This window comes from Haemophilus sp. SZY H56 (genome assembly GCF_054332415.1).
The window spans coordinates 35,904-61,897 of sequence record NZ_JBTGNX010000008.1 but is presented as its reverse complement, the minus strand read 5'-3'; the positions used below and the strand labels follow the sequence as shown (position 1 = coordinate 61,897).

The window sequence follows — 25,994 nt, the reverse complement described above, 5'->3', positions numbered from 1 at the left end:
CCTCATTTTTTCTAAAAAAACTTGATTTTGTGACATAAAGCCTGTAATTAATAGACCCATTCAACACAACATAAAATAAGGAAAAACTCATGAAAAACGTCGGTTTTATCGGTTGGCGCGGAATGGTCGGTTCCGTATTAATGGATCGTATGGTACAAGAGCAAGATTTTGCCAATATTAATCCAGTTTTCTTCACTACTTCTCAAGCAGGTCAAAAAGCCCCTGTATTCGCAGGCAAAGAGGCAGGTGAGCTTAAAAATGCATTCGACATTGAAGAACTTAAAAAATTAGACATTATCGTGACCTGCCAAGGTGGCGACTATACCAATGAAGTCTATCCAAAATTAAAAGCAACAGGTTGGGATGGTTATTGGGTTGATGCAGCGTCTGCACTACGTATGAAAGATGATGCGATTATCGTGCTTGATCCGGTAAACCAACACGTGATTTCTGAAGGCTTGAAAAAAGGCATTAAAACTTTTGTGGGTGGTAATTGTACTGTAAGCTTAATGTTGATGGCTATCGGTGGTTTGTTTGAAAAAGATTTAGTGGAATGGGTATCTGTTGCAACTTACCAAGCGGCTTCAGGTGCGGGCGCAAAAAATATGCGTGAATTGATTTCACAAATGGGCTTATTAGAACAATCGGTTTCAAGTGAATTAAAAGATCCTGCTTCGTCAATTTTAGATATTGAACGTAAAGTGACGGCAGAAATGCGTTCTGATCGCTTCCCAACGGATAACTTCGGTGCAGCATTAGGGGGAAGCTTAATCCCTTGGATTGACAAACTTCTCCCTGAAACAGGACAAACGAAAGAAGAATGGAAAGGCTATGCAGAAACCAACAAAATCTTAGGTTTAAGCGACAATCCAATTCCTGTTGATGGTTTATGTGTGCGTATCGGTGCATTACGCTGCCACAGCCAAGCATTCACTATCAAACTGAAAAAAGACTTACCGTTAGAAGAAATCGAACAAATTTTAGCGTCTCACAATGAATGGGTGAAAGTGATTCCAAACGACAAAGAAACCACATTACGTGAATTAACTCCAGCGAAAATAACAGGTACATTAAGCGTACCGGTTGGTCGTTTACGTAAATTGGCAATGGGTCCGGAATACTTAGCGGCATTCACTGTAGGTGACCAATTATTATGGGGCGCTGCAGAGCCAGTTCGCCGTATCTTAAAACAATTGGTGGCATAAGTTTTACTTTCACTACAAAGGGCGTATTTACTACGCCCTTTTCATTAAAAAATTATGATCAGAGAACCTCATTTTCATCAATTTGCTCTTGCAGAGTTATTGCCTTTTTTTGAGCAATTTCCGACGCAATATCTTTCTGGTGAACGAAATATCAAATTAGCTTATCGTCATTTGGTTCAGCCTGAAAGCGCGGTCAGAAAATTGATGATTTTGGTTAATGGTCGAGCAGAAAATATGCTGAAATGGACTGAGTTGGCTTATGACTTTTATCAACAAGGTTATGATGTTTTGCTTTTCGATCACCGAGGACAAGGCTATTCACAGCGTATTATTCCTCAAAAAGGGCATTTAGATGAGTTTCGTTTTTATATTGATGATATGGCAAAAATCATTGAAAAAACGACCGCACTTTATTCTTATCAAGCGCAATATATTCTTGCACACTCCCTCGGCGCTTTGATTTCTACCTATTATCTAGCCAATTACGATCATCATATTAAAAAGGCTGTGCTTTCTTCGCCTTTCTTTGGCGTTCCCATGAAACATCCGTTACGAGATGAAATCATCATTGCAACGATGATGGCATTTGGTCAAGGTCATCGTTATGTTTTTGGCAAAGGACATTACAAACCGGCAGATTTAAACCTTAATGAACTTAGTCATTCTAAAACGCGAATGAAATGGATGAACCGAGTTAATCGAAAACGCGCAGCTATTCACTTAGGTGGCCCGACATTCCGTTGGGTACATTTGTGTTTAAATGCAATCAAAGCGCTCCCTAAAATCATTCCAAGAGTGGAAATACCCGTGCTTATCCTACAAGCGGAAAAGGAAAAGATAGTGGATAACAAAAATCTTGAAAAATTGACCGCACTTTTTCCGCATGCAGAATCCATGCTTGTACCTCAAGCAAAACATGAAATCCTTTTTGAAAAGGATAACGTGAGAAAAGCCGTGCTTGAACGCGTTAATCAATTTCTTCATTCTTAAATTTTCCTAATTAGATTAAATACAAAACATTATATATTGATTTATTAATGTTTTTTTATTTTTATCTCATGAGTGTTTAGCCTTTTATTGAGCAAGATCATAGTTTCTTTCTCACTATATGCCTACAATCCATAATACTTATTTGTAGTTATGTTTTTGTTGTTTGTATAGTTGGAGTGTCTATGTCAAAAATGAAGAAAATCGTCACCGCACTTTGCTTGGCTGGTGTCGGCGCTGTGGTATTGTGGGGAACGCAGTGGGTTATGCATAAAACAAGTTCACCAGAGTTTTGTGTCAGTTGTCATTCAATGAGCTATCCAAAAGAAGAATGGGAAGGCTCGAGCCACTTTGCTAATGCAAAAGGTGTGCGAGCACAATGTTCAGACTGCCATATTCCAAAAGAAGGCTGGCATTATGTCAAAGCTAAATTTATTGCTTTAAAAGACTTGTGGTATGAAGCACAAGGTAAGATTGAGAATAAAGAAAAATATGAAGCCCATCGTGCAGAGCTTGCTCAAATGGTATGGAATGATATGAAAGCCAACGATTCAGAAACCTGTCGTAGCTGCCACAGTTTTGATGCAATGGAGCTTTCACAACAAACTAAATTAGCAAAACAAACCCATACAGATGCTCAAACAAACGGCCAAACCTGTATTGATTGCCATAAAGGCATTGTTCACTTCCTTCCTGAAGTGCATGGCGATCAAAATGCGCAAAAATCCTCTGCCGTACAAGGTAGCATTCTCTCTGATGGCTCAGCTATTTTTGCCACTGAAATGGTGAAAGCGACCAATGATAAAGGAAATGAGGTTCGCCTCATGCCTTATGCAGAATTAATGCAATGGAAAGTAAATGGTGATCAAGTTCAAGGCACCTTACATGGTTGGCAACAAGTGGGAGCTGAAGCGGTTGTTTATCAAGAGTTAGGCAAACGTATCACGCTTGCTTTACTGGATGAAGATGCACGTAACCATGTTCAAGTCGTAAAAACAATACATGATGCAGTAACAGATTCTGAGTGGAAAGAAATCAATGTTGCGGTGAATGTCGCAAAAGAAAAAATGTCATCAGATCTGACCGCACTTAATCAATATGGCAATCAGTTAAATCAAACTCAATGTAGTGGTTGTCACGCGGCAATTGGTGCAGATCATTACACCGCTAACCAATGGATTGGTGTGGTGAATTCTATGAAAGACCGTACATCAATGAACAAAGATGAAGTACGAGCATTAACTATTTATCTGCAACGCAATGCCAAAGATATGGCAAAACAATAATAACCAACTATCTAAAACGAGGCTGAAATGAAAAAGAATAACGTAAATGAACAACGTCGTGATTTTCTGAAAAAAACATCTTTAGGCGTGGCAGGTAGTGCCCTTTCTGGTGGTATGGTGGGCGTTGTATCAAAAAGTGCGGTCGCAAAAGAAGCTGAAATAAAAACAGTAGTTACTGCGGCTCACTGGGGACCGCTTGGTGTGGTTGTGGAAGATGGTAAAGTTGTGAAATCTGGCCCTGCCATTGAACCTGCTGTACCAAACGAATTACAAACAGTTGTTGCTGATCAGCTATACAGCGAAACTCGCGTGAAATATCCAATGGCGCGTAAAGGCTTTTTAGCTAACCCAGGAAAAAGTGATACCGCAATGCGTGGTCGTGATGAATGGGTGCGAGTTTCTTGGGATGAAGCGTTAGATTTAGTACACAATCAACTTAAACGTGTTCGTGACGAACATGGGCCAACAGGTATTTTTGCCGGTTCTTATGGTTGGTTTAGTTGTGGTTCATTACATGCTTCTCGTACGTTATTACAGCGCTACATGAATGCTACCGGTGGTTTTGTGGGGCATAAAGGGGACTACTCTACGGGTGCTGCGCAAGTCATCATGCCGCATGTGCTTGGTACTATTGAGGTCTATGAACAACAAACCAGCTGGGAATCTGTGTTAGAAAACAGCGATATTATTGTGCTTTGGTCTGCAAACCCACTCACAACCATGCGTATTGCTTGGATGTCTACCGACCAAAAAGGGATTGAATATTTCAAAAAATTCCAAGCGAGTGGAAAACGCATTATTTGTATCGACCCACAAAAAAGCGAAACTTGCCAAATGCTGAACGCAGAATGGATTCCGGTGAATACAGCAACGGATGTGCCGTTAATGCTTGGTATTGCGCATACTTTAGTTGAACAAGGTAAGCATGATAAAGATTTCTTGAAAAAATACACGTCGGGTTATGCTAAATTCGAGGAATATTTATTAGGTAAAACTGATGGCCAACCAAAAACAGCAGAATGGGCGTCAAAAATTTGTGGTGTACCGGCAGAAACGATTAAACAGCTTGCAGCAGATTTTTCTAGTAAACGTACCATGTTAATGGGTGGTTGGGGTATGCAACGCCAACGCCATGGTGAACAAACCCACTGGATGTTAGTCACTCTAGCGTCTATGTTAGGACAAATTGGCTTGCCAGGTGGTGGATTTGGTTTGAGTTATCACTATTCAAATGGTGGGGTGCCAACGGCGACAGGGGGTATTATCGGCTCTATTACCGCAAGTCCAGCAGGCAAAGCGGGTGCAAAAACATGGTTGGATGATACCTCTAAATCTGCTTTCCCATTGGCGCGTATTTCAGATGTGTTGCTCAATCCTGGCAAAAAAATTCACTATAACGGTACTGAAATTACTTACCCTGATATCAAAGCGGTGTATTGGGCAGGCGGTAACCCATTTGTTCACCATCAAGATACCAATACCTTAGTGAAGGCCTTCCAACAACCAGATGTGGTGATTGTGAATGAGGTAAACTGGACGCCAACTGCGCGCATGGCAGATATTGTCTTGCCGGCAACTACCAGTTATGAACGTAATGACTTAACCATGGCAGGCGACTACTCCATGATGAGCATTTACCCGATGAAACAAGTGGTTCCGCCACAATTTGAAGCGAAAAATGACTATGATATTTTCGTTGAACTCGCAAAACGAGCAGGTGTGGAAGAACAATACACCGAAGGTAAAACTGAAATGGAATGGCTGGAAGAATTCTACAATGCAGCCTTTACTGCCGCACGTGCAAACCGTGTTGCAATGCCTCGTTTTGATAAATTCTGGGCAGAAAATAAACCGTTAAGCTTTGAAGCGGGAGAAGCCGCGAAGAAATGGGTACGTTATGGTGAATTCCGTGAAGATCCGTTGCTCAATCCGCTTGGTACACCATCAGGTAAAATCGAAATTTATTCTGATGTCATCGCCAAAATGAACTATGACGACTGTAAAGGGCATGCAAGCTGGATGGAACCGGAAGAATTTGCCGGCAACGTGACGCAAGATTATCCGCTCGCCTTAGTGACGCCACACCCATACTACCGTTTACACAGCCAATTGGCGCATACCTCATTACGCCAAAAATATGCGGTCAATGATCGGGAACCGGTAATGATTCATCCTGAAGATGCGGCTGCTCGCGGTATTAAAGACGGTGACATCGTACGCATTCACAGCAAACGCGGCCAAGTGCTTGCAGGTGCGGTTGTGACAGAAAATATCATCAAAGGTACTGTCGCTCTTCATGAAGGTGCATGGTATGACCCAATGGATTTAGGTGAAAGTGAAAAACCTTTGTGTAAAAATGGTTGCCCGAATGTATTAACACGCGATGAAGGCACATCAAAACTTGCACAAGGTAACTCACCCAATACCTGTATTGTTCAGGTTGAAAAATTTACCGGTAAAGCACCTGAAGTGACGGTATTCAAACAACCTAAACAGGCTGTGTAAAACCAATAAAAAACGACCGTACTTTGATTGATAGGATCAAAGTGCGGTCTTCTTTTTAGTTGTTTTTTCTTGTTATTGTCAGCTCGTTACTATGCTTTGTGCATATTTCTCAGCAAAGCAATTTCCCGCTCTAAGCCTAGAATAATTTTATCTTTTTGTGCCAATAGCTCGTCTTTATGAGAAATAATTAATTGCAATTGTTGAATGGCTTTTTCTAAATTATCATTACCAACAGCGAATAAGAAATTATTTGAATTATTTGAATTTGTTGATTCTGTGACTGAATTATTAAAATAAACTTTTTCAGTTTCCCCATAAGAAAGCAGTTCGCAAATATCCATATCAAACACTTCAGAAATTTGCTCCAAACGTGGCAGATTTGAACGCACTTCACCTCGTTCAATTTTGGCATAACCGGTCACCGACATGCCTAATTTATCCGCCATATTTTCTTGAGATAATTGGTGTTGTTCACGTAATTGACGAATTTTTTCATTAATTTTCATATTCTACTCTCGCAGTGCAAATAGCTACCGCAACTCGGTAACCTTCTGTAATTGTTGGTTAATTGTACACAAATTAGCGAAAAATTATAATTCTTTTGCTTTTTAATCCCTAAATAATTTAAGGAATCCCGTATGAAACTCAAAAATCTTTCAATTGCAACCGCACTTTTACTGGCGTTAACCGGCTGTGGCAGCAGCGGTGGCGGAAACAGCGATAACCCCCCAACTACGCCCAATAACGAAATTCAAAACAACCAAACAACACAAAATCAAGCTAACACGCAACAGGCTGAACTCGATCGTTTAAAAACGCAACTTTCTCAAGCGCAAAATGAAAAGCAAACGGCAGAAGATAAACTTAAACAAGCCGAGCAGCTTTCTGCGCAAGATTTAAATAAAGCAAAAGCAGGTTTACAAAAAGCACAAGAAGAACTTGCAGCAGCACAAAAAGCATTAGATGAAAAACTCTCCTTAGAAAAAATGCTTACTCGTGATGAAGTATTTCAATTTGCATTACATAACGGTTTAAATACTGTTGATTCTAGCGAATTTGCAGATAATTTCAAAAATAACAGCAAATCATTTGTAACTGAACAGCTCGTTGAAGTTCACAAAATTATAGCGCTTAAACGTTTAGCAAGAAGCTATAGCTTATCCGAAGATGAAGTTCGCAATTTTGTAAACGCAAATAAAGACAAAACATTAAATGAAGCAAGAACATTACTTAATGATAAACGTACAGAAAGAGAAAATTTAATCAATGAATTAACCGCCCTTGCAAAGCAAAAAGGTTTAGAGGAGTGGGAAGCACGTAATTTTGCCTACGGTAAAAACTATACAGATAAAGAAAGTGCGGTCCAAGATCTCAATAATTACATTGCTGAGAAAGATAAACGTAAAACCAAAATCGATGAATTAATTAATCTTGCGAAAGAAAAAGGGTTAGATGATTGGGAAGCGCAGAATTTTGCTAATAGTAATATTGAAAATGAGCGAACTAAAGCATTGGAAAATTTAGATAATTTATTAATAGAAAAAGAGCAATCAGCAATTTTAGATGCAAAACGCAATATCATTAGAGAGGCGTATAAAACACCTGAAGGATTTACTCGAAAATATGACCCACAAGAAACTACATCTTCAAACGTTCGAGGAGAAGAATCATCCAAACAAACATCATATATAGATGTTTATAATCAAAAATATTCTATTGTTGTTGGTAAATATGAAGACTATAAAAACCTTAATGATCCGATGTACAATAGAGAAACATATAGCGTTTCTATACAACGCAATTATCTAAATGGAGTGAATACCAAAGATATACCTAATGAAGGTAAAGCGACTTATATCGGGACTGCTTTCACTAAAGATAGAGAAGGAATGCTTACATATAATGTAGATTTTGCCAATAAAAAAGGTGAGGGAAATATTACCGGTTTAGACGGTTTAGGTAATCTAACTTTACATGAAGGTAATTTAGCCGAAATCTACGGCAAAGATTGGGGTAAAGGCATATCTTCTGATATGACTTCTGATAAATGGACAAACATGAAAGGGGAATATTTACTGCTATTTTACGGAAAAAATGCTGAAGAAATTGCAGGTGTAGCCGAATTTGGTAAAGAAAATGTCTCTTATGATGATCAAGAGGTAAAAGAATTATTTAAAGTTGTGCCTAGAAACGGTGAACGTAATCTCCATTATTCTAGTAGCGATAATATCGCTATCGGCTTCGGCGGTACACGTGGCGAGATCCAAAAATAAACTTTTCCTTTAATATAAAAATGCCGTTTGAACCTCGGTTTAAACGGCATTACTTTCTAATCGACTATGAAAAAACTTCCCTATTTTATCATTCTATTTCCCTTAGCTACTCAAGCTGAAACCTTCCAAGCACCACAGCCTATTTTCTTTGAAAAGAATATCGTGCCAAAAACGGAAGATCCGCAGATAAAAACGCCGGAAAAATCTACCGCACTTTCAAGACCGATGACATTTGAATCCAATGACAATACCCAAACTAAACTGGAAAAACTGATCAATTATAGTGTGGTAAAACAACAATGGGGGATATTGAAACAAACGTTGCCGCTTTATCAATCGCAACCTCAGCACGATGTCACGCTATATCGTTATGCCCTAGGGGCGATGTTGCGTGCGGAGCGCAACCATAAGCAAGCGATTCGTCTTTATCGGCAAATTGTTGATGAAAAACCGGAACTTGCCTATCCGCGTTTCGATTTAGGCGTGATGTTATTTGAAAATAAACAGTATCACCAAGCTAAAGCAGAACTTGAGCGCGCTATGCCGGATTTATCTCCGCCTATGCAACAATTCGCCCAACGTTATTTGGCCACCATGAATGAACGCCAAGGCTGGAAAGCAGACGTAGAATGGCAATATACCCAAACCGACAACGTGAATAACGCGTCATCCCAACAAGATATTTTGTTAGGTAAATTGCGCTTTAAAAAAGACAAAGACTCTTTACCACAAAAAGCGCACGGCTTTCGTTACGGACTTGGGTTAAGCCGTGAAATCAATGTCGCCGGTAATCATTTTGTGACCTTAAACAGCCGTTTTGGCGGCGTGTATTACTGGGATAATCAAGATTATAGCGAAAAATCACTTTACGCCGCATTGGGCTATCGTCATCGTTCCGTCTTACAATCTTTAGGATTGACGCCCTTTTTTGAGCAAAACTGGTTGGGTGCGCCACGTTATAGCCAAAATTATGGCATTACCGCAGATTTACACCGTGAATTAACCGCACTTTGGTCGCTCTCCGGTACGCTTTCCCACACGCAAAAACGTTATGCGGATGCCAATATTGCACGCCGTCATAACGGCTATATTAACGGCGCAACATTCGCATTAAGTTATCAAGCGAAACCGAATTGGTTACTTTTCGGCGGGATTGAAGGCAGTATGGATCGCAGCAAAGACAAAGCAGAGTCCTCACTTCGTCGAGGTGTCAATATCGGCACCGTCTGGCAAATTAAGGATTTTGCTACCCGTTTAAGCCTGCGCTATGTGAAACGTTATTTTCGTGCAGAAAATTTCTATTTCCCAATGAAAAAACGACAAGATAAAGAATACGGTTTTAACATTTCGCTATGGCATAACAAACTGCAATGGAAAGGTTTTATACCTAAATTAAATTATCGTTACCGTAAAATTGACAGTAATATCCCGGAATTTTATTCGCGCACAAGTGGCGAGTGGTTTGTGTCTGTCGAACGTAATTTCTAAAGGAAGTTACCCAAAATAAAATATAAAACATAGCCGCACTTTGATTTTCGCCTTCAAAGTGCGGTCTCTTTTCAAGGTATTTTCTCTTCACTTCGCTTTGTCTATCTATCAAATCAATTTTTTCTACCTTTCCTCATCACCGCTAAAATGTGATCTATCTCACAGTTTTAAGTCTTGTCTTGTGCTCAAATTGAACCACTGTCCTTTTTTTGGGACGAAATAGTAGAGACCTGACGATGTAAAAAGAGAAGGTATCACTTTGATTCATCATGTAGAAAAAGGAGAAAACAGATGACAAAAGATCTTAATGTCTTTGATAAACACTATGGTTTATTGATCAATGGCGAATGGACAAATGGCTCTGAGGGTAATACCTTAACAGCATATAACCCTGCAAATGGTGAAGCCTTAGCCACCTTTATTGACGCTACGGATGCAGATGTCGATGCTGCAGTGAATGCTGCGAAAGAGGCCTTTAAAACCTGGAAAAATACCAGCGCAACGGAACGAGCTACAATTTTGAATAAAATTGCAGATATTATTGACGAAAATACCGAATTATTCGCTTTACAAGAAACGTTGGATAACGGTAAACCGATTCGCGAAACACGCGCAGCAGATATTCCGTTGGCATCAGATCATTTCCGTTATTTTGCCAGTGTTATTCGCGCCGAAGAAGGTGTCGCAAACCAACTGGATAGCGAAGATTTGTCGTTGATTTTACGCGAGCCTATTGGCGTTGTTGGTCAAATTATTCCATGGAACTTTCCGTTCTTAATGGCTGCATGGAAAATAGCACCGGCATTGGCAGCAGGTTGTACTGTCGTGATTCACCCATCTTCCACTACTTCATTGAGCTTACTTTCCTTAGCTCAAAAAATTAATCATTTATTACCGAAAGGTGTCTTCAATGTTATCACTGGTAAGGGTTCTAAATCTGGCGAATACATGTTGCACCATACTGGATTTAACAAACTGGCATTCACCGGTTCCACCGAAATCGGTAGAAAAATTGGTGTGGCTGCTGCTGAAATGTTGATTCCATCCACCTTGGAATTGGGTGGTAAATCAGCCAATATTTTCTTTGACGATATGCCATTTGATAAAGCATTGGAGGGCGCACAAAAAGGAATTCTCTTCAACCAAGGGCAAGTGTGTTGTGCCGGTTCACGTATTTTCGTACAAGAAAGCGTTTACGATAAATTTATCGCGGCACTAAAAGAAGAATTTAAGAAAGTTAAAGTCGGCTTACCTTGGGAAGATGACACGCAAATGGGGGCGCAAGTAAACGGAAATCAAGTTAAGGTTATTAGCAAGTATGTTGATATTGCTAAAGAAGAAGGGTGTCAAATCGTCGTTGGTGGAGGTAAATCAACCGACCCGGCATTGGCTCGAGGCGAATTTTTCCAACCAACCTTAATTTTAGCGCCTGATAACAAAAAACGCGTGGCACAAGAAGAAATTTTTGGTCCGGTTGCGGTAGTAATCAAATTCAAGGATGAAGCAGATGTAATTAAAATGGCAAATGACAGTGATTATGGCCTAGGTGGTGCGGTGTGGACATATAACATTAACCGTGCGCTACGAGTTGCACGAGCACTTGAAACCGGTCGTGTTTGGGTGAACTGTTATAACCGTTTACCAGCTGGAGCTCCTTTCGGTGGTTATAAAACCTCTGGTATAGGTCGTGAAACCCATAAAATGATGCTTGACGCTTATACACAGGTGAAAAATATCTTCATCAGCACACGTGAAGAGCGTGAAGGTATGTATTAATCATTCACTTTCTAACCTAAAAAACGACCGCACTTTGATTTGTATCTCAAAAGTGCGGTCAATTATTAAAGAGTTTTAAAGCCTCTCAAAAATTAACCGCACTTTTGTATTTTCAAAGATACTTATGCTAAGTAAACCTTATAATTTCACATCCAACTTCGCGTAAGCTCGTTCTACTTTTTCTAATGCTTTTTCTACGAAAATATCACGAGCGAGTAATACACCTAAACGGCGATGGCCATTGACTTCGCCTTTGCCAAAAATACGAATATTGGTGTTTGGTTCAGCTAATACTTCGGTGATATTGCCAAATTGTACGTTTTTCGATTGACCTTCCACCACAATGGCTTTTGAAGCCGATGGGCTAATAAGAGTGATTTCTGGAATAGGTAAGCCTAAAATCGCACGGGCATGTAAGGCGAACTCGGATAATTCTTGAGAAATTAGCGTGACCATACCGGTATCATGTGGGCGAGGGGAGACTTCATTGAAGATAACCTCATCACCACACACAAACATTTCCACGCCGAAAATGCCACGACCACCTAATGCGGTGGTAATTTTCTCTGCTACGTCTTGTGCTTTTTTCAAGGCTGCATCAGACATGACTTGTGGTTGCCAAGATTCTCGATAGTCGCCATCTTCTTGGTGATGGCCGATTGGTGCTAAGAAGCTGGTGCCGTTGATGTGGCGAACGGTGAGTAAAGTGATTTCATAATCAAATTTAACAAACCCTTCTACAATCACGCGTCCCGCGCCTGCGCGACCACCTTGTTGCGCGTAATCCCAGGCTTTTTGTAAGTCGTCTTTGGATTTCAAAATACTTTGACCGTGGCCAGAAGAGGACATAATCGGTTTCACTACGCAAGGAATACCAATTTTTTCAACCGCACTTTGGAAGTCAGTAAAGTTATCGACAAATTGATAAGGTGAGGTTGGCAATTTAAGCTCTTCTGCTGCTAAGCGACGAATGCCTTCACGATTCATCGTAAGCTTGGTGGCTTTGGCGGTAGGAACAACATTAAAACCCGCTTGTTCTAATTCCACTAGCGTATCAGTCGCGATGGCTTCCACTTCCGGCACAATGTAATCTGGGCGCTCTTTTTCCACTAAGACTTTGAGGGCTGCACCATCTAGCATGGAAATCGTATAAGCACGATGTGCCACTTGTTGTGCTGGGGCGTTTTCATAACGATCGACGGCAATTACTTCTACGCCTAAACGTTGTAATTCAATTACCACCTCTTTGCCTAGTTCACCAGAGCCAAGCATCATCACTTTAATAGCATTTGGGGTTAATGCTGTACCTAGGGTTGTCATGTTGTGTCCTTATTTTAAGAAAGATTCATCGAGTGCTAAATCGTCATTTTTATTAATCCCCACACCGCGAGAAATCACATTTTTAGCAATTTCATGTGCTTCTTCTAAAGAATGCTCAGTGTAAGTTCCGCATTGGTATTCATTTAATTCAGGAATTTGGTTTTGATCTTGCACGGTTAAAATATCTTTCATGGAAGCTAACCATGCATCAGCCACTTGTCGCTCGTTTGGTGTACCAATTAATGACATGTAAAAACCTGTGCGACAGCCCATTGGGGAAATATCGATGATTTCTACATTGTCATTGTTTAAATGGTCTCGCATGAAGCCCGCAAATAAATGTTCAAGGGTGTGAATCCCTTTTGGTAGGAGAATTTCTTTGTTTGGAATGCAAAAACGAAGATCGAAAACAGTGATGTCATCGCCCTTTGGGGTACGCATCGTTTTGGCAACTCGCACGGCAGGTGCGTTCATACGGGTGTGATCCACTTTAAAACTGTCGAGTAATGGCATATTTATTTCCTTTTAAATCATTAGTTTGTAAATTTTTTATATGTTTTTACAAATTCTTTGAACTTTTCTTTTTAGCGTCGGTCTTATAAAACAAGCAACTTGCAGTTGTTTTAATAAAATTGGTTCCTTAGGTTATTTGCCCCTTACTTGATAAGGGGCGTTTTTTTATCTGTTGAATATCAATTCGTCGTTATTCTAGCCCACAACCAGGTTATGTACAAAGGCTATTCACGGCTATGACACGAAAGGTAAACTGAAAAAGAGTAGGGCAATATAACGCAGTGCTTTTCCAATCGTCATAAAAATCAAACAACTTAGCCAATTTAAACGAAGCCAACCGGCTACCGCACAAAACACATCCCCGATAATAGGCAGCCAACTTAATAATAAAGTGATGGCGCCATAACGTTGTATTTTGTTTATTATCCACAAAGTGCGGTCATTTTTGCTATTAATTTTTGGAAACCATCGACCAATCCAGTAAGTGGTAAAGCTACCTAATGCGTTGCCTGTGGTTGCTAGAAAAACAAGCCAAAAAATATCTGCACTTAATAATGAATTAACCAATACTTTTGGTACAGCAAGGGTAACAAAAACAATTTCAGAATTGCCTGGCAGTATGGTGGCACTTAAGAATGCACTGAAAAACATCAGACATAGTCCATAGGTTTGCCAAAAATTAGTCAAAAAGCTGAAAGAAAAAATGTCCCACATTAGGCTTTAATAATCTCGCATGTTCTGACGTCAAAAACATCCATGCCTGCACTTAATCCTGCTTTTACACCAAGATCGGCATCTTCAAAGACGATGCAGCGTGACGGTTCAGCTTTTGCCAGTTCTGCACAGCGTAAAAAGGTTTCAGGGTGGGGTTTGTGCTCTTTCACATCGTCAGCGCTGACAATGGCGTTAAAGTAACGTTCGATATCTAATTTTTGTATCAACATATCAATCAGTCTGCGGTTTGAACCTGACCCGAGCGCAATTGGTTTTTGTTGATAGTAATGACGCACCACGTCAAAAGTTGGGAGTAATTTTGATTCTGTTGGAATCAATTCATAAGAAAGTTTGCGTTTTGCTTGTATAACTTCATTTAAACGTTCTTGTGACATACCGGCATCTTGCATAATGGCTGAGGCGATAGTGCTCACGGTTGCGCCACCTAAATCATACATAATTTGGCTGTTAAAACGATAACCGAATTGTTCCCCTACTAGGTTCCATGCGCGTGCATGCACTGGCATGGTGTCGATTAAGGTGCCATCCATATCAAAAATCAAGCCATCATATTTTTCAAAAAGTCTGTTATCTATCATTTATTGCTTTCCTAGTTCGTAAATTTTTCACTTTATTTCAATTTTGTGATCTGTGCACTGGTAATTTTATGAAATAGCGGTAAAGTTATCCTATCTTAAAAAGGAATGTTATGTCGTTACTCAAACAATTAACCCGTTGGAAAATTCGCGGTCAGATTGATCAGGACGTTATTGATATTATTCTGACTTTGCAAAGTCGCCTAGAGCATCATTGGCGCATTGATGTGTCCATTCCGACAGTCATCACACTCTTATTGCATATTGCCAACAGCCTTGCTCGCTTAAAACGAGGCGGTTGCGTTTCTCCGCTCCATCAATCCTTTTATGATGAAATGCAAAGTGCGGTTATTTTCCCTGATGTTTTGGAAATTCACCTCGATTTGCTTTCTTTTATTCCGCAAGACATCCCTGAAGCCGAACAGAGCTATTATCTCGCCAATATTTATAGCTTGCTGCTGGAGCAAGATAAAAAATAAGGGCATGAAAGCCCTTATTCTATCAGTTAAAAATCAAACTGAGTTCTAAATCTTTGAGTAAATTGCTTTCTAAGCGCAATTCATTCCATACTAACGGATTGTTATCCAGATAATGTTTCTCAAAGGTCAGTTCGCAAGTTTGTAAAGAGCGGTCAATTCTAAGATTAATTTTATCCGTGCTATCTGTCGCTTGGCGGGATTTATTTAAAATCACCGAAATACGTAAAAGAAGCAGTAAAACAAGGACATCTTCATCTGCATAACGAGCAAAAATTGGTAAATCATTCTTTTTAAATGCACCCGTATGATAACGAACTAAATTCACCAATAAGCGTTGCTGCTCACGATCAAAACCGGGTAATTCCATATTTTGCAGAATATAAGCGGAATGTTTTTGTACATTGCGATGATTAATGACAATACCGACTTCTAATAAGCGTGCTGCCCAAATCAGTAGATTTTTCATTTCATCAGCAAGATACGGTTTTTGCCAATGGGTGTATTGGTTAATTAAGGTTTTTGCACTATTTGCTACGCGATCGGCTTGCGCTAAATCTAAGTTAAATTGTTCGGCAAGTCCTAATGCGGTACGCGTACGGATATCTGAAACTTGGAAGTTTTTTTCTAAGCTGTAAATCACTCCTTCTCGCAAAGCACCGTCAGAGTAGCGCATATTTTCTAAGCTAAAAACGTCAAAAACAGCACTTAAAATGGCCAAGCCTGGCACAAAGATATCCACACGATCAGAGTTTAGTCCCGCAATATTGAGCTCTTCAAAATGGGAAGCTTGTAAGGTTTGTTCAATTAAATTTTGTAAGCGTTCAGCGGTGATGATACCGTTTGGATCAAGGGTTGCAGTAATCACTTGGTACACGGTTTTGATCGTGCCAGATGAGCCGAGTACAGATTGCCACCCAAGTTTGCGGTATTCCCAGCTTAAATCTTCAATTTTATTGACCGCACTTTGGCGAGCTTGCTCGAAGTTTTCTTTTGAAATTTCTCCATTCAGAAAGAATTTTTTGGCAAAGCTCACACAGCCCATGTGACGACTTTCCGCCACTAAGGGGGTGAAATCATCACCGATGATCATTTCGGTCGAGCCACCACCAATATCAATGACCAGTTTACGTCCGTTTTCGGGTTGAGTGTGGCAAACACCCGCATAAATAGTTTTAGCTTCAGTTTGACCGCTGATGATATTAATGGGATAGGGAAAGACAGTGGCAGCCTGGCGTAAAAATTCATCATTATTGACCGCTCTTCGTAAGGTATAAGTTCCGACGACATTCACATCTTCTGGCGCAAAGCCTTGTAAGCGTTCAGCAAAAAGTGCAAGGCAATTTACACCACGCTCAATGGCTTCTTGGCTTAATACATTGTGCTCGTCTAAGCCATCGGCGAGCCTCACTTTTTGTTTTAAACGAGAAAGCACCTGAATCGAACCATTGATAATGCGTGCCACAATCATGTGGAAGCTGTTTGAGCCTAAATCAATGGCGGCAATCTCCCTGGCCTCACCTCGGTGATGAGGTTCTGCGAGTTGAGCCAGTTGCTTGTCATTATGCATGTTCTTTCCTAAAATTCAAATTGATACAATAAATCAAAAACTTGGTTTGTGCTAGAAACCGATTGGAAATAAAGCTGCGGCATTAAGCGATAACGTAAAGTCACTTCCGCCAAGCCATCAAACAATCCTACGCCGTATTTCACTTGTAAGCGTTTACCAATATTACCACTAACTTGTACTTTAGAGCTATCACCAACACCGGCAGTGCCTAAGTTTAAGTCTTGAATACCAAAGACTTCGCCAATACCGCCGACGACTTTACCACTTTTCGCTAAACCTAAGCCAAGTAATGCCGCTCCCACAGAACCACCAGATCCCGCTTCACCACTGTTTTCTAATGAACGACCAGTTAATAAGTAAGAGAGTGCCTGATCTTGTGATTTTGCAGGATCAGAGAAGACGGTGACTTGTGGGCTAGATGCTATACCAATCACTTTTACCCCTGCGGTCACTTTACTGTCTTCCATAGCTTCTGGGTTACGAATCGCTTCAATATTTAACATCGGTTGTGAAGGTAAACCCGCGAAGCTAATTTGTCCTTTACGAATTAATAAATCCTGTCCAAAAGAAGCATAACGACCATTTTTCAGGTTAATTTGACCGAATAATCCTAGCTTACCTTTATCCTGTTTCACAGAAAGTAAACCATCCAAATTCGTTTTTAAACCATAGGCATTTAAATGCACATCATCACCGATTTTAATTTTTAAGTCAGATTGAATTTGCATACCGGATTTGGTTTCTGAAACAAATTGGCGATTGATGAGTTCTTCTTTACTTTTTCTTGGGCCATTTAAAATAACTTCATCTTCACTTACTGGCTCAGCATTGTCCGGTAAGCTTTCAATAGCAATTCTTGCCCATGGGATATCCACGTTTCCACTTAAATCCAAGTGTTTAGGTGACGCTTTGACAACCACATTCGGACTGACTTTTAATTTCGCCATAGACGGAATATCGACTTTGAAATTATCCGCTTGCGCTCTAACTTCTGCCGTCCAGTTATTCATGTTAGCCCAGTTAGCTCGCCCGTTAATATTAAGTTTGCTATCTGGTGTTTGAACATGACCATTTAAGGTTGAAGACGTACCATTAAAGCGGATTGCCACTTGTCCATCAGTCACATCAAAAGGTAGGCTTTTTAGTTTTGTTTTGACATGGCGAAGATCAAAATAACCGTTTAGCAATGGTTTTTCTAAATTTCCACCAAAACTTAAGCGAGAAACCACTTCACCATCCATGCTTTCACCGCTAGAGAGAAGTTGATTCGCTAAAGATAAACGTAAACCTTCAATAGTAAAGGTGCCGCCTAATTGTCGACCTTTACTTAAATCATTAATTTTTAAGTCCGTACCGATTCGACCTTGATTTTGAATATTAATGTTTGATTTCAGAGTTAAATTGTTATTTTGAATATCGGCATTCACGCTTAATTTAGGAATATCCAGCTTAAAGGTGCGGTAGTCTAATTTTTGCGCCACACCAATGTTATTACCTTCTACTGCTACATTTAGTTGTAACGGTTTATCACTGAACCACGCTACTTTACCTCGGCTTTGTAATTGACCTTTGAGCATGTTTTGTCCCATCAATTTATTCACTACATCTAAATTAATGCGTTTCAGCTCAAAAGGGACTTCGCCGTTTTTCCCTGCCGTAAATTGTTGTGGAAAACACAAATCTAAATCTTGGTTAACCCAGCAGTGTGATCCGATGGTGGCTTGGATTTTTTTGTTGTCATAGGTCACCGGAATAGTTTGATTCACTTTAAAATCGCCGATGGGTGAGTTTAAATGTACCTGACTTAAATTTCCTTTCCATTGCTGAGAAGTGCGGTCAAAATTGCCGGTGATTTGTAAATTAGCTGCAACAGGTTCACCTTTTGATTTTAAGGTAAGGGTATGATGTTTCTCATCACCTGATGCATTCAAATCAATATTATATAATTTGATGCTATCGCCATAGCGGAAGTTTTCCGCTTTGACGTTAAGTTCACCTTTCACTTGTGGTTCACTCACAACATTACCTTTAATTAAGGCTTTGGATAAGTCTAACCCTTGGAAATGTAAGCCTTGCGCCGTTAAATCGGTATTAATGGTTGGTGCCGTAAGCTTACCTAAAATCTGGGCTTTGCCAACGACGGAACCCGCTAAATCTTGCCATAGACCACGTAAATCAGGTGCATTGATATCCAAGTTTAAATCAGATTCTTCACCCAATATACCTTTAGCTGTGAGGTGATTATTACCATAGTTTAATTGTAAATTTGGAATATTCAGTAAAGCGTCATCACTCAACAAGAGACGACCTTTCAAGCTCAATGGTCGAGAAGAAAGACGACCAACTAAATCTACAGTAGGTACTTCTACTTTCCAATTGGCCACCCCAATGTGCCCTTGTGAATGAATTTTCCCTGATAATACTGCTGGGATATCTGGAACATAAGGCTTAAGATTCATTTCCTGAAAATTGGCAGAAATATCCCATTGCACCCGATCTTGCCAGTTTGATGAACCTGAAAAATGAGCCGAACCTTCAGGATTATTTAAATTTAGTTCGTTAATTTTGATTTCATACAGCTTACCATCTGCATTTAAGTCAATTTTTGTAGGAGGAATATGATTCAATCCTTCTATTTCTCCACGCGTTTTAAGGTGATAATTCAATAAGTCACCGGAAAGGTTGATATCAACATCGTTAATTTTGAGCGGTGCGAGGCTATCTGCAAAAGCGTATTGACCTTTTTTCGCTTTTAACTGCAGATTTAATGGCATTTTATCTTCAGCCAGTTTCACATTACCGGTTAAGGTCGCATCAAGTACGCCTTGTGTGGTTAATGAAAGTGCGGTTGTTTTTTTCAATGAACCCGATACATTGAGATCAACTTTGCTAGCAGGTAGAATGGTTTTGTCTTTTGATTTAAATGCTTGGAGATCAGATTTTAATGTGAGATCAACTGGAAAATCCTCATTGAGCTGGAGTTGCCCTTGGCTAGAAAGTGTACCGAGAGAGCTATCAATTTCAAGCTTTTGTAATTTCACTAAATGATCGGTGGCATCCGCTTGCAATTCTACTTTAGGCACAGTGATTTTTTGGGTTTCTTCGCCTTTTTCATCGAGTGATTGATATTGCCAGTTTGTACCCAAAACACTTGGAATGTGCATATCAAAAGGCAAGTTCACCGCATTTAAATTACCTAAAAAAGCGGGAGTGAGTTTTTGCTCAATTTGAGCCCAATCAACGGGTTTAGCCAGTTCTTTTTTCTCAGGCTGAGGGGGATTTGCTTGAGTTTGGGTGACCGTTGAAAAAAGCACATCTGAAATCGTGGTAGGCTCAAGGGTAAGGCCAGATTCATTGTTTAAACTGACAGCACTTTGAAATGACGAAAAGTTAATATTACTTTGATTGAGTTTCATATCAAAGTCAGTAATCGCCACATTTTTCACTTGTACAGAAACCGGTAAATGGATTTTTTCCATTGGACCACTTTCTGTTTCTTTCTCTTCGGAAGGCGGCATAACACTGGTATCAATGGCAATTTTCGGCTGCGTTAAGCTGAGATCATCAACAATAATATCTCCCGACAGTAAACGAGCTAAATTCAGTTGTAAGCGCGCTTTAGGGAGAGACACATCTACGCCGGTTGTTTGAAAACGTAAATTCTCTAAGACCAAACCATCTTGTAACCCACCGCTGACTTGTTCAATAGACAAGCTATCGAGCATTTTATCGGCGAGTTGAATAAGTGCACGTTGTCCACTGTCAAAAGAAAGTGCTGTGACTAAGCCTAAAACAGGAACAAAAATGACCGCACTTCCGACACATAAAATTTTACGGTAGGTCTTTTTCTTTTTGATGGGTTGTGTGTTTTGGTTATCTGGTTGTTTTTCTTGTTCAGACATAGTCATACCCTAAATTTCAGCCCCTAAGCCGATATAAAATTGAATATTTTTGCTGTTATCTTTATCTCGAATTGGTGTGGCGATATCAAACTTAATCGCTCCTACTGGCGATGCCCAACGTACACCAACCCCTGCACCGTGGCGTAATTCGGTTGCTTTATAAGAATTAGCTGCTAAGCCAGAATCAGCAAATACCGCACTCCACCAATTAGGGTAAACCTGATATTGATATTCAAGGCTGCCCACTAACAGATGTGATCCTCCCACTAATTTTCCATCGTGATTTCTAGGTGAAATTTTCTTATAACCATAGCCTCGCACGCTACGATCTCCCCCCGCAAAGAAGCGTAATGCTGGTGGAATTTGACGAATATCTGCTGTATTTAAATAGCCGATCTCGGCACGTGTAATGAAGCGATGATTATCTGCGTAGGTTCTAATCCATGCTGTAGAGGCTTGCACTTTAAAGAAATTAATATCAGACATCCATGCTCGATTACCTAAATCCACCGTAATTTTTTGGGAATCACCCCAAGTTGGAAATTGCCCACCTTTTAAACGGGTGCGACTAAAGCCTCCCGTTGGATAAAACAAAAAGGTTTTATCAGTAAAGTCTGCTTGTGTAAAGCTGTCGTAACGGACACGAAGACCCGCAAAATATTGCCAGTTTTTACGGTTATTCCAGTAACGTAGTGCCGCTAAGGTAAATGCTTTCGTATCTGTATCGTTTTTATTTTCTCTTTCATAACCTGTTGAAAACTCATAGTAATGGTGTAATGGATTTTTCAACAATGGTATTTTATAAGTGGCTTCAAAGTTTTGCTTTGGTGCAGAGACGTACAGATTTGTTCGTAAACTATGACCTCGGCTATTCATCCAAGGTTTTGTCCAACCGACTTGGACGTGAGGACCTGTATCCGTGGCAAAACCTACACCCAATTCCACCGCATTTTTCTTGCGTGGATAAAGTAAAAGTTCGATATCCACTAATTTTTCTTCTTCGCGGACATGAGGCTGTAAAAGCACTGAGCTAAACCAGTTGGTAGAAGAAAAATCGTTAGTTAATTCAGATAAATCGCTGACTAAATAAGGCTCGCCCGATTTAATGTTGAGCATATTGTGCAGATAGTCTTCGCGAATTTGGGAATGGTTGAATGTGATGTTGCCGTAATGATAACGAACGCCACTATCAAATAGCATACGCCACCATGCTTCATGAGTTTCTGGGCTGATTTCTAAGCGAGAAATTAGGAATTTTCCGTCAAGATAACCTCGAGCAAGGGCAAGGTTTGAAATGCTACTTTTATAAGTATTGTATTTTTGATGCTCAACTAACTCGCCTTTTTTGGGTAAGTTTTTACGGAGTGCTGTGAAGTTTTCGTCTTCTGCGGCTTCACCTGTAATTTCAACGTCTGTTCCAGCAATTTTGCTTGGCTCACCTGGAGTGATATTAGCAATGAGCAAATCTCGCTGACCTTTGCGTTTTTTCAATTCAAAGGTCACGGAAGAACCATAATAACCAAAGACTCGAAGCCCTTTATCGACAGCATCTGAAACTAATTGTTTATAACGATCTGAGCCATCCATTTCATCTTTATCAATGAGTTTGACATTCATATCCGTATTACGAATGGCACGTTCACCCTTGATTCCGCGGATCTCAATATCCACGGTTTGTTCGGCGAATGCTGAAAAGCTTATCCATCCAAACAAAAGTACGGTGATTTTTAATGATATTTTTTTCATTCTACTGGCAGCTAAACTATTAATAAAATTTTAAATAGATGCCTTAGTTTACCGATAAAATAACAGGATTACCAATGCAATTGTGAACGATAAAAGAATTTTAGGCGTGATACTATTTACAGTATTAAGATTCAATAATGTGTAACTTCTTTGGATTGTTGAATTTTCTTAATGATGGGCGTTGCTTTGTCGCTCATTAAAAAATCAAATGTGCTTTGTGGCACGAGGGATTTAATGAGACGCCAATTTTTTTGTTGAATAGCTTGACGTACATTAGAGGCACTAATTGCTCGCCCATCTATTGTTTTGCGATTAACAATAATACATTCTATGCCATGCTCAGGCAGTTTTTGCTGCATGGCTTGGTTATAAATTTGTGTGACATGGCTAAAAGGTTCATCTCCCACGTAGCGACGTTGAATGCCAAGTGTTGCGGCAATGCGAGTGAAGATTTGTAAATCAATAGCAACGTGGCTTTGAATAACCGCATCTTCATCCTTTTGAAAATAGCTTGGGAAAGTAGCTTGACTTATAATATAGGAATCACTGTCATGTAAAACGACATTCGATAAATGAGCTATTCCCGCTTGAATTAATTTTTTGCGTACCTCGTAAGGAAAAAAACTGCAATCTTCGCTTAGCATAAAGAGGTGGACTAAATCATTTTCAGCCGCTGCTTTTTCAATAAGATATTGATGTCCTAAAGTAAAAGGATTACAGTTCATGACAAGTGCTGCTATTTTAGGCGATAAACTTTGTGTTTTTTTTACGGCACTTTGTAGTTTGGTGAGATAATGTTGAAAACCATTCCGCTTATTTTCCATAAAAACAATTTGATTTGGGATGCGCACAATCTCTTGAAATCCAAGACTAGAAAAAAACTTTGCCGAACAATATTTGGTATAAAGGAAAAGGTGATTATTACCTTGTTCCATTTGTATATTGATTAAGTGGGTTACGATTTGGTTCATCAACCCTTCACCTTGATGCTCATGAGAAACAGTAAGGCAGCGGAGAGTATTGTTATAGCAGCTGCCAGTGGCGATAATGTTCATTTCATCATCAAACATGGCACAAGTATAATCTAAGTGTCTATCTCGACGAATACCTTCATCAATTAATAGCTGATCAATGGCCGAAAGGCTTGCGGTATCCGTTGGCAAGATTTTTCCAATACTATAGTTCATATGTTTAACCAAAAAGTAACGGGACCATCATTGGTGAGGCTCACTTGCATATCAGCGGCAAATTGTCCGTTGGCAACAGTGATTTTTTCTGCACATTTTTGCGAAAAATAGCCATACAATTCGTTAGCTAACGCAGGTGATGCGCCTTTTGAGAAACTTGGTCGTAAGCCTTTTTGCGTGTCTGCAGCTAAAGTAAATTGTGATACTACAAGCACTTCGCCACCGATTTGCTGCACGTTTAAATTCATTTTGTCATTTTCATCGCTGAAAATACGGTAATTTAAGACTTTCTCAGCGAGTTTATCCGCTTTGGCTTGGTCATCTTCTTTTTCTACGCCCAATAAAACCAATAATCCTTTGCCGATTTGCCCCACAATTTGACCTTCAACTTCCACTTTAGCCTGGGTAACACGCTGAATTAATGCAATCATTTTACTTCCTCTAAATTTGTTTGATTCATTGACCGCTCTTCAGCAAGTACTGCAGCTAATTGTGCGCCGAATAACACCACTGTCCAGCTGATTTGAATCCACAATAACATAATTGGTAGTGTTGCCATGGCGCCATAAATTAATTGATAGGAGGGGAAAGTGGTGATGTACCAAGTAAAAGCTTGTTTCCCTAAGGTAAAGAAAACCGCGGCAATTAATGCGCCTGCTGCGGAGTGTTTGATGCTCACTTTCTTATTTGGCACGACCATATAAATGAGTGTGAAAATAAACCAAGTAGAAAGAAATGGCACAAAGCTGAGGAGTTTTAAGCCAAAAGAAAGCGATTCGGATTGCTCAAACATGGCTTTGACGTAGGAACTTGCGGCAATGCTGGTGCCGATTAAAAGTGGACCGAGCGTTAAAATGAGCCAATAAATAGCAAATGAAGTAAAAATTGGGCGATTACTGGTATCTTGCCAAATGCCATTAAGTGTGCGGTCGATAGAGTTAATCAGCATTAATGCCACTAAAATCAAACTCACAATCCCCACGGCGCTCATTCGCTTGGAGTTATAGACGAATTCATCAATATATTGCCCAACAACATCACTTGCGGAAGGGGCAAAATTGGTGAAGATAAATTCTTTCAATGCCCCCGTTACCTCATTAAAGACGGGAAAGGCGGAGAAAATCGAAAACACCACCATAATTAATGGCACGATGGCGAGCATGGTGCTGTAGGTGAGTGAACCGGCAGCTTGCGTTAATTTGTTTTCTTGAGAACGTTGCCAAAATAGGGTGAGAAAAGATGTGAGTGTCATTAGAGTAAATCTCCGCAACAATGTTTAAATTTCTTTCCCGAGCCACAGATACAAGGCTGTTTATTACTCGGAAGTGGAACTGTCGGATCAATAAAATACCAACGGCCCTCGATTTTTACAAAAAGAGAATGTTCGTGATGTACTTGCGGCTGTTCGCTACCTTGAAAATGAGCCTTAAATTCAACCGCACTTTGGGTTTTGGTTAAGGTTTCTGTTTTGACAATATCTAAACCGAGCCATTGTGTTTCATCAGCCCAATCTTGCAGGGCTTTTTCATCTAATAACGGTTGTTGGCTTGGCACAGTAGTTTGCACAATATAAGGAATGTTTTTGAGCACAAACGCTGAATAGCGGGAACGCATGAGTTGTTCCGCTGTTTCTGGAAACATATTGCCTGAATGAAAGCGTCCGCAGCAATTTTCATAAGAAAGCGAAGATTGGCACGGGCAAAGTGCGGTCGTTTTAGCCGACATTTTCGGCCGCCTGCTGTAAATTACGTAATTGTGAGTTAACAGAACGTTTAAACGCTGGTGCTAATTCCTCAATAGCTAAGGCCTCTTCAAACTCTGCCACACTTGAAGGGGCAGAAAGTAGCGTGTTTAAACGACGAATTGTCCATTCGGGATAAGGACGATGTTGCAAAATAAGTTCATCGCCTTGATGAATTTCCCCTTCTTCGATCACGCGAACATACCAACCTGTCCAGCCTGACTGACGGATAACCTCTCTTGTATTCTCATTTTTGGTATTATGAGATAAACGTTCGCAAGGTTTACGTGGTTGAGACACTTCTAACAGCGTGGAGCCAATTTTGTAACGATCGCCTACACAAACATTATCTTCATGTAAGTCTGATACCACAAAGTTTTCACCGTAAATCGCACTACCGTGAAAATCAAACTTTTCACCAAGTAGCTCGTTTAAAGTAGGGAAAGAGACATCAGACATAAAAAACAAGGCTTTATCAACACCACCGTGATGCGCCTTTAAACCCACATCGTTACCTTCTGCACCCAGTGTGTGCACTTTTACCATCGATACCGGTTTTTTACGGATGGCACTTTCATATGAGCTACCATCAGGGAACGTTAAGGTTTCTATTAATCCTGTTTTAATAATAAGAATTTTTGCGTTTGCCATCTATTTTTCCTGCTTTGAGTTAGTTTTGAGGAATTATACCGTAAAATCACTTAAATTT

The 25,994-nt window shown here is 40.0% G+C and carries 21 protein-coding genes; 8 read left to right on the top strand and 13 right to left on the bottom strand.

All coding sequences use genetic code 11. The annotated features are described in order from the left end of the window. Positions 1–89: 89 nt before the first annotated feature. The 4 genes from asd to torA all read left to right on the top strand — a co-directional run bounded on the left by asd (position 90) and on the right by torA (position 5,983). On the top strand, positions 90–1,205 hold the full coding sequence (asd, locus tag ACXVWP_RS07365) for an aspartate-semialdehyde dehydrogenase (protein ID WP_297568708.1): 1,116 nt from the start codon (positions 90–92) through the stop codon (positions 1,203–1,205). Between the two features lie 54 nt (positions 1,206–1,259). Next, positions 1,260–2,195 (top strand): alpha/beta fold hydrolase, encoded by a 936-nt coding sequence (locus ACXVWP_RS07360; RefSeq protein WP_289902367.1) that lies wholly within the window; start codon positions 1,260–1,262, stop codon positions 2,193–2,195. Positions 2,196–2,377: 182 nt separating this feature from the next. Beyond that, on the top strand, positions 2,378–3,478 hold the full coding sequence (locus ACXVWP_RS07355) for a NapC/NirT family cytochrome c (RefSeq protein WP_297568705.1): 1,101 nt from the start codon (positions 2,378–2,380) through the stop codon (positions 3,476–3,478). 27 nt (positions 3,479–3,505) lie between these two features. Further along, positions 3,506–5,983, top strand: coding sequence for a trimethylamine-N-oxide reductase TorA (gene torA, locus ACXVWP_RS07350; protein WP_297568703.1), 2,478 nt, complete (start codon positions 3,506–3,508; stop codon positions 5,981–5,983). A gap of 89 nt (positions 5,984–6,072) precedes the next feature. Here torA and ACXVWP_RS07345 read toward each other — a convergent pair whose 3' ends face one another. Further along, positions 6,073–6,489: a helix-turn-helix domain-containing protein gene (locus ACXVWP_RS07345; RefSeq protein ID WP_126470039.1), complete on the bottom strand. Its 417-nt coding sequence runs from the start codon at positions 6,487–6,489 to the stop codon at positions 6,073–6,075. A 132-nt stretch (positions 6,490–6,621) separates the two neighbouring features. On the opposite strand from ACXVWP_RS07345, the gene ACXVWP_RS07340 reads away from it, so the two are divergent. The 3 genes from ACXVWP_RS07340 to ACXVWP_RS07330 all read left to right on the top strand — a co-directional run bounded on the left by ACXVWP_RS07340 (position 6,622) and on the right by ACXVWP_RS07330 (position 11,520). Beyond that, the gene (locus ACXVWP_RS07340; protein ID WP_289902370.1) at positions 6,622–8,256 is read left to right on the top strand and encodes a factor H binding protein domain-containing protein; all 1,635 of its coding nucleotides are present in this window, start codon (positions 6,622–6,624) and stop codon (positions 8,254–8,256) included. A gap of 66 nt (positions 8,257–8,322) precedes the next feature. Continuing rightward, a complete protein-coding gene (locus ACXVWP_RS07335) occupies positions 8,323–9,744 on the top strand; it encodes a porin family protein (protein ID WP_297568698.1) in 1,422 nt (473 codons plus the stop codon). Between the two features lie 291 nt (positions 9,745–10,035). Next, positions 10,036–11,520, top strand: a complete 1,485-nt coding sequence (locus ACXVWP_RS07330) for an aldehyde dehydrogenase family protein (RefSeq protein WP_054420066.1) — start codon at positions 10,036–10,038, stop codon at positions 11,518–11,520. A 138-nt stretch (positions 11,521–11,658) separates the two neighbouring features. On the opposite strand, the gene purT is transcribed toward ACXVWP_RS07330, so the two are convergent. The 4 genes from purT to ACXVWP_RS07310 all read right to left on the bottom strand — a co-directional run bounded on the left by purT (position 11,659) and on the right by ACXVWP_RS07310 (position 14,666). Next, the gene (gene purT, locus ACXVWP_RS07325; protein WP_297568694.1) at positions 11,659–12,840 is read right to left on the bottom strand and encodes a formate-dependent phosphoribosylglycinamide formyltransferase; all 1,182 of its coding nucleotides are present in this window, start codon (positions 12,838–12,840) and stop codon (positions 11,659–11,661) included. Between the two features lie 9 nt (positions 12,841–12,849). Further along, positions 12,850–13,353 carry an S-ribosylhomocysteine lyase gene (luxS, locus tag ACXVWP_RS07320; RefSeq protein ID WP_049355613.1) on the bottom strand — a complete coding sequence of 168 codons (504 nt, stop codon included), beginning with the start codon at positions 13,351–13,353 and terminating at the stop codon, positions 12,850–12,852. Between the two features lie 234 nt (positions 13,354–13,587). Beyond that, entirely contained in the window at positions 13,588–14,067 is a 480-nt protein-coding gene (locus ACXVWP_RS07315) for a YqaA family protein (RefSeq protein WP_128787916.1), read from the bottom strand. Continuing rightward, a complete protein-coding gene (locus ACXVWP_RS07310; RefSeq protein WP_049355615.1) occupies positions 14,067–14,666 on the bottom strand; it encodes a beta-phosphoglucomutase family hydrolase in 600 nt (199 codons plus the stop codon). Before ACXVWP_RS07310 ends, ACXVWP_RS07315 begins: the two co-directional genes overlap by 1 nt. A 110-nt stretch (positions 14,667–14,776) precedes the next feature. Here ACXVWP_RS07310 and ACXVWP_RS07305 point away from each other — a divergent pair, with 110 nt between their 5' ends. Next, positions 14,777–15,142, top strand: a complete 366-nt coding sequence (locus ACXVWP_RS07305; protein ID WP_049355616.1) for a hypothetical protein — start codon at positions 14,777–14,779, stop codon at positions 15,140–15,142. Positions 15,143–15,164: 22 nt separating this feature from the next. Here ACXVWP_RS07305 and ppx read toward each other — a convergent pair whose 3' ends face one another. The 8 genes from ppx to ACXVWP_RS07265 all read right to left on the bottom strand — a co-directional run bounded on the left by ppx (position 15,165) and on the right by ACXVWP_RS07265 (position 25,936). Then, entirely contained in the window at positions 15,165–16,709 is a 1,545-nt protein-coding gene (gene ppx / locus ACXVWP_RS07300) for an exopolyphosphatase (protein WP_128787917.1), read from the bottom strand. An 8-nt stretch (positions 16,710–16,717) separates the two neighbouring features. Next, positions 16,718–20,617, bottom strand: a complete 3,900-nt coding sequence (tamB, locus tag ACXVWP_RS07295) for an autotransporter assembly complex protein TamB (RefSeq protein ID WP_369866759.1) — start codon at positions 20,615–20,617, stop codon at positions 16,718–16,720. Between the two features lie 3 nt (positions 20,618–20,620). Further along, positions 20,621–22,357 carry an autotransporter assembly complex protein TamA gene (tamA, locus tag ACXVWP_RS07290; protein ID WP_369866760.1) on the bottom strand — a complete coding sequence of 579 codons (1,737 nt, stop codon included), beginning with the start codon at positions 22,355–22,357 and terminating at the stop codon, positions 20,621–20,623. Between the two features lie 131 nt (positions 22,358–22,488). Next, entirely contained in the window at positions 22,489–23,544 is a 1,056-nt protein-coding gene (citC, locus tag ACXVWP_RS07285; RefSeq protein ID WP_369866761.1) for a [citrate (pro-3S)-lyase] ligase, read from the bottom strand. Next, positions 23,541–23,975, bottom strand: coding sequence for a D-aminoacyl-tRNA deacylase (dtd, locus tag ACXVWP_RS07280; protein WP_289902377.1), 435 nt, complete (start codon positions 23,973–23,975; stop codon positions 23,541–23,543). Before dtd ends, citC begins: the two co-directional genes overlap by 4 nt. Beyond that, positions 23,972–24,796: a virulence factor BrkB family protein gene (locus ACXVWP_RS07275; protein WP_289902378.1), complete on the bottom strand. Its 825-nt coding sequence runs from the start codon at positions 24,794–24,796 to the stop codon at positions 23,972–23,974. The genes dtd and ACXVWP_RS07275 overlap by 4 nt, the downstream gene beginning before the upstream one ends. Beyond that, positions 24,796–25,269, bottom strand: a complete 474-nt coding sequence (locus ACXVWP_RS07270; protein ID WP_289902379.1) for a YchJ family protein — start codon at positions 25,267–25,269, stop codon at positions 24,796–24,798. The genes ACXVWP_RS07275 and ACXVWP_RS07270 overlap by 1 nt, the downstream gene beginning before the upstream one ends. Beyond that, positions 25,259–25,936 (bottom strand): MOSC domain-containing protein, encoded by a 678-nt coding sequence (locus ACXVWP_RS07265; RefSeq protein WP_289902380.1) that lies wholly within the window; start codon positions 25,934–25,936, stop codon positions 25,259–25,261. Before ACXVWP_RS07265 ends, ACXVWP_RS07270 begins: the two co-directional genes overlap by 11 nt. Between the last annotated feature and the right edge of the window lie 58 nt (positions 25,937–25,994).